Origin of the sequence: Rhizobium sp. SEMIA 4085 (genome assembly GCF_013004495.1) — a bacterium.
Classification (GTDB): Bacteria; Pseudomonadota; Alphaproteobacteria; order Rhizobiales; family Rhizobiaceae; genus Rhizobium; species Rhizobium gallicum.
In genome coordinates this window covers 1-5139 of sequence record NZ_JABEPH010000396.1, presented here as the reverse complement: position 1 = coordinate 5139, position 5139 = coordinate 1, and the positions used below count along the sequence as shown (strand labels likewise).

Sequence of the window (5139 nt, the reverse complement as noted above, 5' to 3'; positions counted from 1 at the left end):
GACAAGGATCAGCGCGAAGCAGCGCCGGGCACGAGAGAGCAGAAATAGCAGCCGCCATCACCTCTTCGCCATCCCACAGCGCAGGCGGCAGAGTCTGCTTGCGCGCAAAATACCTTGTCGCATAAGCCCTTTATCCTTTAGCTAGGCGAAGATCATAAAGGGCATCACATGGGCCGTTCATTTCAGACGCTTTGTTTCCTCGCTTCCTCGGCAACAGAGGCGCTTGCCGCTCGGGAAGAGTTGATTGGCCTTTATGGGGAGGTTCCCGCCGAGGAAGCCGATGTCATCGTGGCGCTCGGCGGCGACGGCTTCATGCTGCAGACGCTGCACAGCACGATGAATTCCGGCAAGCTCGTCTATGGCATGAACCGCGGTTCTGTCGGTTTCCTGATGAACGACTATCGCACCGAAAAACTGCAGGACCGCATCTGCGCGGCCGTCGAGAATGCCTTCCATCCCCTGCAGATGACGACGGCCAACGCCGACGGCACCAATTCCACGGCACTCGCCATCAACGAAGTCTCGCTCTTCCGTCAGTCCTATCAGGCCGCCAAGCTGCGCGTCGAGGTCGACGGGCATGTGCGTCTCGCGGAACTGATCTGCGACGGCCTCATGGTGGCAACGCCCGCGGGCTCCACCGCCTATAACCTTTCAGCCCACGGCCCGATCCTGCCGCTGGAAGCGCCGCTGCTTGCCATGACGCCGGTCAGCGCCTTCCGCCCGCGCCGCTGGCGCGGCGCGCTGCTGCCGAACAAGGTGACGGTCGACATCCATATTCTCGAGGCCGAAAAGCGGCCTGTGAATGCGGTTGCCGACAATGCCGAGGTCAAATCCGTGCTGCATATCCGCATCGCCCAGTCGGAGCACATGACGGCGCGCATCCTTTCCGATCCGGACCGCTCATGGTCGGATCGCATTCTTGCCGAACAATTCGAGGATTGAGGCCATGCAGCTTCGAACCGCTCTTCTTGCCGCAGCGCTCTTCACCGGCCCGGCAGGCCTTGCCAAGGCTGTTACGCCGGCCGACACGATCCTTCCGCCCGCCGTGATCTTTGCAACCAGCACCGGCTATTGGGAGGAAAGCCGTGCGGATATCGCAATCGAGCGTGCGCCGGGCGCAGCAAGCGATCCGGCAAAGACGCAACTCCAGCCGCGCCGCGGCTATTACAAGCTCTTTTCCGTCCGCCAGCCGGACAAGACTTCGAAAATCTACCTGCAGCAAATCGCGCAGGCCGACAGCGGCCCGGAAATCGTCTCAAGCGTCGAGCTCGACGAGTTCACGCAGCTCAAACCCTATGTCACCGATATCCGTCCGGAAAGTTCCACGGGCATGGGCAAGCAGCCCGGCCTCTTCGCCACGGTCTACCTGAAGACCGATCCGAATGCCGAGTCCGAGGGCTGGACCGTGCTGATCGACGAATTCGGCGAGATCACCATAGAGAAGGCGACGAACTGACTGCTCGAGCCGGCGGCCTGCCCGCACAGACCTCCCGAACGCACTCGCGCAGCCAGCGATGCGCCGGATCGAGGTCCGTCCGCGGGTGCCACAACAGCGAGATCGTAATGTCCGGCGGCGAAACCGGCAGAGGGAAAGAGAACATCCCGTCACGCAGGTTTCCCGTATAGCGTTCGGGGACACTGGCGATGAGATCCGAGGCACGCGCCAGAGCCAGAGCTTCCGAAAAGCCGCCAACGACCGTTACAATCTCCCGCTTCAGGTCGAATGGCTCAAGCGCGTCATCAACCGGCCCCCTGGCGAGCCCTCGCCGCGAGATGAGGATGTGCCGGCCGGCAGCGTAATCGGCAGGCGTGATCGCAACCTCGCACAACGGATGCCCCATCCGGACAACGCCGACGAAGCGGTCTCGGAACAGCGCTTGCGCGCGCACCTCCGGCCCCATGGCTTTTCCGACGACGCCCGTTTCCAGGTCAACGCTTCCGTCGCGCAGCGGCGCGCTGTCCCTGTCCGGCTTAGGTACGAAACGCAACTGCACGCCCGGCGCCTGTTTGCCGACACGTGCAACGAGATCAGGTCCGAAATTCTCGACAAAGCCATCCTGGTTTCTGAGCGTGAATGTCTGCACAAGCCGTGTCAGGTCGAGTGTCTCGACGGGACGCAGAACGGCTTTAGCGTCCTGCACGAGCTGGCCGACGCGCTCGCGAAGCTCGATCGCCCGCGGCGTCGCAACAAGGCCGCGTCCGGCTCGAACCAGCAGCGGATCGCCGGTCGCCTCCCGCAATCGCGCCAGCGCGCGGCTCATCGCGGACGGGCTTAGCCGCAGCCTTCTGGCGGCGCGGGCGACGCTGCATTCCGTCAGGAGCACATCTAGGGTGATAAGCAGATTGAGATCGGGATGCGACATGCGGCGACCATAGCACGATCGGTGCAAGATGACATGGCGTCAAACGCACGAATGAGATGCATATGATGCACCTTCCGCCCCATCTGGCCGCGAGCTATCTCTGCCCTAACGCCATTTTGGAGCAGCTCTTCATGATATCGGTCCGATTTGTTCCTGCCGCCTTCGCTGGCGTCTTCGTTGCCGCAACCGCTCGCGCGCCGGGTCGTCAACAGCCTCGTAGAAGTCTGAGGGGAAAGGGCCGATGACCTCCTGCACAGATGACCCCACCAACGATGGCATAACCCCGGCAAGCTCGGTTCGATGGGCGCTTGCCGGCCTTTGCCTATCCATGCTGCTACCTTCGCTCGGCACCAGCATTGCCAATGTCGCCTTGCCGACATTGGCTCAGGTGTTCGTCGCACCATTCCAACAGGTGCAGTGGGTCATTCTTGCCTACCTCCTGGCGATCACGATCTTGATCGTCGGCATCGGACGGCTGGGCGACATTGCCGGGCGCCGCAGGGTTCTCCTGGCGGGGCTGGTCGTGTTTGTTGTCGCCTCGGCGCTCTGCGGCCTTGCGCCCTCGCTCTGGTGGCTGGTTGCCGCCCGTGCCGCGCAGGGCCTCGGCGCCGCCGTCCTGATGGCGCTGACCATGGCGTTCGTCGGCGAGACGGTCCCCAAGCAAAGAACCGGCAGCGCCATCGGACTGCTTGGAGCGATGTCGGCAATCGGCACCGCGCTCGGTCCGTCGCTTGGCGGCATTGCGATCGCCTGGCTCGGCTGGCGGGCAATCTTTCTCGTCAACATCCCGCTCGGTCTGCTGGCCTTTTTTCTTGCCCACCATTTCCTGCCCGTCGACCGCGATACGCCGAAAACGGACCGCCCTGGCTTCGACGCTCTGGGCACACTGCTGCTTGCCGGCGCGCTCGCCGCCTATGCTCTCGCCATGACGATAGGGCGCGGCCATTTCGGCACGCTGAATGCGACGCTCCTGACGCTTGCACTCACCGGCATCGTCCTCTTTGTTTTCACCGAGGCGAAGGTGGCATCGCCCTTGATCCCATTGGCAGCATTTCGCAATTTTGAGTTCAGCGCCAACCTTGCCATGAACACCCTCGTCTCGACGATAATGATGGCGACGCTGGTGGTAAGCCCGTTCTATCTCTCCCGTGCGCTCGGGCTCAACGCGGCGTTCGTTGGAATGGTCATGTCGATTGGCCCGGTTGTCTCGGCGCTGACCGGCGCCCCGGCTGGCCGTCTGGTCGACCGTTTGGGCGCGCCGTTCGTGGTCATCGTCGGGCTCATCGAAATGGCCGTCGGTACAGTTGCCCTATCCGTTCTTCCGGCAATGTTCGGCGTTGCCGGCTACATTGCCGCCATCGCCGTCCTGACCCCTGGTTATCAGTTGTTCCAGGCAGCCAACAACACCGCCGTCATGACGGGCATCCCCTCCGATCGGCGGGGCGTCGTTTCCGGCCTGCTCAGCCTGTCGCGCAATCTCGGGCTTATCACCGGCGCTTCCGTCATGGGCGCCGTGTTCTCCTTTGCCGCGATGACGACCGATATCACGACGGCAGGTCCCGAAGCCGTTGCCACCGGCATGCAGGTCACCTTCGCCGTCGCGGCGGCTCTGACCGCCGTCGCGATCGCCATCGCCGTCCAAGGCCGCGCCCTTGCCATGCGTCCCCCGCCTCGCGGGGACAGGTCGGCTTAAGACGGCCTGAAGCCCGCTCTGGCCGCTTTTGACCCCCCGCCCGCCACCGTTGCGGCGGGCCAGTGGTCAAATGCTTGCCTGCACGCTGTGCAGGTTGGCATAGACGCCTTGCTGCGCCATGAGGTCGTTATGGGTGCCCTCTTCGATGATGCCATCGCCTGTGAGCACCAGGATGCGGTCGGCATGGCGGACGGTGGAGAGGCGGTGGGCGATGACCAGGGTGGTTCGGCCGTTCGCGAGATTGAGCAGCGCCTTCTGAACCGCCCGTTCGCTCTCGTTGTCGAGCGCGCTGGTGGCCTCGTCGAAGATCAGGATTGCCGGATCCTTGAGGAAAGCGCGCGCTATCGTGAGGCGCTGCCGCTGGCCGCCCGAAAGCTTGACACCGCGTTGGCCGATATCGGTCGCGTAGCCATTTGGCAGAGCCGTGATGAAGTCGTGAGCGTTGGCGGCACGGGCGGCGGCCTCGACCTCGGCATCGGTCGCGTCGGGCCGGCCGTAGCGAAGATTCTCCGCCACGGTGCCGGCAAAGAGATAGACGTCCTGCTGCACCACCCCGACATGTCGCCGCAGTGAGGAGAGCGTCACGTCGCGAATGTCGGTACCGTCAATGCGGATCACCCCGGCCTGCACATCGTAAAAGCGCGGGATGAGCGCGCAAAGCGTGCTCTTGCCCACCCCTGAAGGACCAACCAAGGCCACGAACTCGCCCGGCGCAATGGTAAGCGAGAGTCGCTCGAGCACCTTGGGGCAATCCGACTCGTAGCCGAAGACGACGTCGGAAAAACTGATCTCACCCCTTGGAGCCGGCATGGGACGGGCGGCCGGGCGATCGAAGACGTCCGGTGCGATCTCGAGGATCTCCATGGCCCGAACGAAACCGGTATAGCCCTCCTGCCAGAGGCGGGGGGAAATGGAGAGGAGGCGCAACAGAACAAACCGGCACCCCCAAGCAAGGAGGAAAGGGAGGAAGGTCTGCACGGAAGACCCCGACGGAAAGAAAAGCAGACACCCGAGTAAAAAGAAGAATAAAGGGGGGAGACGATAGACAGATGCGGGGGACAGAGAAAAAAAAGGATGAGAGAG

Annotated in this window: 4 protein-coding genes and 1 pseudogene; 3 read left to right on the top strand and 2 right to left on the bottom strand. The window is 63.2% G+C overall.

Annotation, left to right across the window (positions count from 1 at the left end; translation table 11 throughout):
* Window positions 1-168: 168 nt before the first annotated feature.
* On the top strand, window positions 169-942 hold the full coding sequence (locus C9413_RS27470) for an NAD kinase (RefSeq protein WP_039844623.1): 774 nt from the start codon (window positions 169-171) through the stop codon (window positions 940-942).
* A gap of 4 nt (window positions 943-946) precedes the next feature.
* On the top strand, window positions 947-1456 hold the full coding sequence (locus C9413_RS27465) for a hypothetical protein (RefSeq protein ID WP_039844622.1): 510 nt from the start codon (window positions 947-949) through the stop codon (window positions 1454-1456).
* Here the strand turns inward: C9413_RS27465 and C9413_RS27460 are convergent.
* The gene (locus C9413_RS27460) at window positions 1431-2363 is read right to left on the bottom strand and encodes a LysR family transcriptional regulator (RefSeq protein ID WP_039844621.1); all 933 of its coding nucleotides are present in this window, start codon (window positions 2361-2363) and stop codon (window positions 1431-1433) included. The two genes, C9413_RS27465 and C9413_RS27460, sit on opposite strands and share 26 nt — an antisense overlap.
* 241 nt (window positions 2364-2604) lie before the next feature.
* Here C9413_RS27460 and C9413_RS27455 point away from each other — a divergent pair, with 241 nt between their 5' ends.
* Window positions 2605-4056: an MFS transporter gene (locus tag C9413_RS27455; protein WP_170251166.1), complete on the top strand. Its 1452-nt coding sequence runs from the start codon at window positions 2605-2607 to the stop codon at window positions 4054-4056.
* A 66-nt stretch (window positions 4057-4122) separates the two neighbouring features.
* Here C9413_RS27455 and C9413_RS27450 read toward each other — a convergent pair.
* Window positions 4123-4959: pseudogene (locus tag C9413_RS27450) on the bottom strand (ATP-binding cassette domain-containing protein); the annotation flags it as partial.
* Window positions 4960-5139: the final 180 nt, after the last annotated feature.

Bases quoted from the DNA above. Each gene is read 5' to 3' on its own strand.
- C9413_RS27470 (WP_039844623.1), top strand. From the start codon at position 169: ATGGGCCGTTCATTTCAGACGCTTTGTTTCCTCGCTTCCTCGGCAACA.
- C9413_RS27465 (WP_039844622.1), top strand. From the start codon at position 947: ATGCAGCTTCGAACCGCTCTTCTTGCCGCAGCGCTCTTCACCGGCCCG.
- C9413_RS27460 (WP_039844621.1), bottom strand. From the start codon at position 2,363: ATGTCGCATCCCGATCTCAATCTGCTTATCACCCTAGATGTGCTCCTG.
- C9413_RS27455 (WP_170251166.1), top strand. From the start codon at position 2,605: ATGACCTCCTGCACAGATGACCCCACCAACGATGGCATAACCCCGGCA.